The following is a 2,020-nucleotide window of genomic DNA, read 5'->3' on the forward strand; positions in this document are numbered from 1 at the left end:
GGCCGCGTCAGCGCGCGCGCTGCGATCAGTGTCAGCAGCACCGCCAGCGCAAGCGCCAGCAGCTGCGGCGTCAGCCGCTGCCAGGTGAAGAACTCCAGCTGCTCCAGGAAATAGGGGTCCGGCAGCGGGCTGGTCAGATAGAGCCACTGGCCGGGCTCGGCCTCGACCTGCACGACCAGGAAGGGCGCCGGGCGGTCGGCGGCCAGCAGCGAGGGGTCGACCCAGCTCTCGGGTAGCTCGTCCAGCAGCGCACCGTCGGGCGACACGGCCAGGCCCAGCGGCGAGGCCAGGTCGATGCGCAGCGCCGCGCCGGGCGGCAAGCGCTGGGTCAGCTCCTGGCGCGCTAGCGCCTCCAGTCGGCGGGCCATCGGCTGGTCGGAAAGCGGGCGCACCGGCACGGCGCCCCGGTTGACGAAGACGAGGAAGCGCGTGCCGCCCATCGTGCGCAGCTGCTCGATCAGCAGCGGCCGGTAGGCTGGCGGCAGCTCGCGCAGCGCGCGCACTGCATTAAGCGCGCCGCTCGCGACATGGTGGGCGGCCTGCTCGGTCTGTCGGCGCACGCGTTGCTCGGTTTGGCTGTACCACAGCAGGTTCACAAGCAGCTGCACCAGCGCCAGGCTGGCCAGCATGGCTAGCATGAAGCGGCCCTGCAGGCTGTCGAACAGGAAGCTGCGCAGGCGCCGCAGGCCGGGGCGTAGCGCGGGCGCCGCGTCAGAGGGCATGGCGCGGCGTCACCGTCGTCGCGAACACATAACCCGCGCCGCGCACCGTCTTGATGAGGGCGGGCGACTTACCGTCGTCCTGCAGGCGCTGGCGCAGCCGGCTGATCTGAACGTCCAGCGAGCGGTCCAGCGGCCCGAGGTCGCGCCCCCGGGTAGCCTCGGCGAGGCGCACGCGGTCGATCACCTCGCCCGGGTGCTCAACGAGCAGCTTCAGCAACTGGAAGTCCATGCCCGTCAGCGGCGCGGCCTGGCCTTGCGCGTCGATGAGACGGCGCTCCAGCGTGTCCAGCGTGCAGCCATTGAACTGGTAGTAGCGCGGCGGCGCCGGCTTGTCCTGCCCGGTGCGGCGGCCGATGGCCTTGATGCGGGCCAGCAGCTCGCGCGGGTTGAAGGGTTTGCCCAGATAGTCGTCGGCACCAAGCTCGAGGCCGACGATGCGGTCCGTCTCGTCTGCACTGGCGGTGAGCATGATGACGGGCACGTCCGAGCGGCGGCGCAACTGCTGGCACAGCGCGAAGCCCTCGGTGTCGGGCAGCATCACGTCGAGGATGCACAGGCCGATGTCGTCGCGGTGGCGCTCGAACTCGGCTGTGAAGCTCGCGCCATCATGGGCCAGCAGCACTTCGAACTGGTTCTTCTCGAGATAGGTCTTGAGCAGGCTGCGGATCTTGTGGTCGTCGTCGACGATGAGGATCTTGCGGATCATGGCGGTGGTGAGGCGGCGCCCCCGGCCTTGGGGCCGATGGCGCGGAGCATGCCCTGCAGCCGGCGCTGGGCGGCGGCAGGCGTCTGGTTGAGGTTGAGGGCGAACTGGTGGACGGTCTCGACGATGGCGCTCTTGCCCACCTCGCTGACGGCCATCCGGTGCACGAAGCTGGGCACGCGAGGCGTGGCCGGGTTGGCGAACAGCGCGAAGCTGGCCTGGGCGCAGGTATCGAGCTCGTCGACAGGTACGTCGCGGCGCACCGGAACGGAGCCCTTGATGCGGTTGTAGCCGAGCTGCAGCGTCGCCGTGCCGAGAAGCTCGGCCATTTTTTCCTGGTCGGCGCGGGCGCCGTCGCTCAAGGTCAGCATGGCCAGCGTGTCGATGCTGTAGAGGTGCATGCCGGCGGTGCCGGGCACGGCGCGGCATTCGAAGTCGCGCCCGCCCTCCAGCCCCAGCGTGCCGAGCTCGCCGCGCGCCCAGTCACCCATGATGAAAAAGGCCGCGCGCCCCTGCGCGAAGTCGGCGACGGCATCCGTCCACGGCCGCTCCGCGCTCGGCTGCGCGCCTGGCGCCAGCGGCTGGGCCAACTGGC

Annotated in this window: 1 protein-coding gene and 2 pseudogenes; all 3 read right to left on the reverse strand. The window is 70.7% G+C overall.

What is annotated here, in order from left to right:
• A pseudogene (locus tag VGF12_RS18700) lies at positions 1-722 on the reverse strand (two-component sensor histidine kinase); the annotation flags it as partial.
• Positions 712-1,428, reverse strand: a complete 717-nt coding sequence (locus tag VGF12_RS18705; protein WP_331177558.1) for a response regulator — start codon at positions 1,426-1,428, stop codon at positions 712-714. The pseudogene VGF12_RS18700 and the gene VGF12_RS18705, both read right to left, overlap by 11 nt.
• Positions 1,425-2,020, reverse strand: a pseudogene (locus VGF12_RS18710) (carbohydrate ABC transporter substrate-binding protein); the annotation flags it as partial. The gene VGF12_RS18705 and the pseudogene VGF12_RS18710, both read right to left, overlap by 4 nt.

It is taken from the genome of Roseateles sp., assembly GCF_036404855.1.
In the GTDB taxonomy this organism is placed as follows: domain Bacteria; phylum Pseudomonadota; class Gammaproteobacteria; order Burkholderiales; family Burkholderiaceae_C; genus Pelomonas.

Bases quoted from the DNA above. Each gene is read 5' to 3' on its own strand.
- VGF12_RS18705 (WP_331177558.1), bottom strand. From the start codon at position 1,428: ATGATCCGCAAGATCCTCATCGTCGACGACGACCACAAGATCCGCAGC.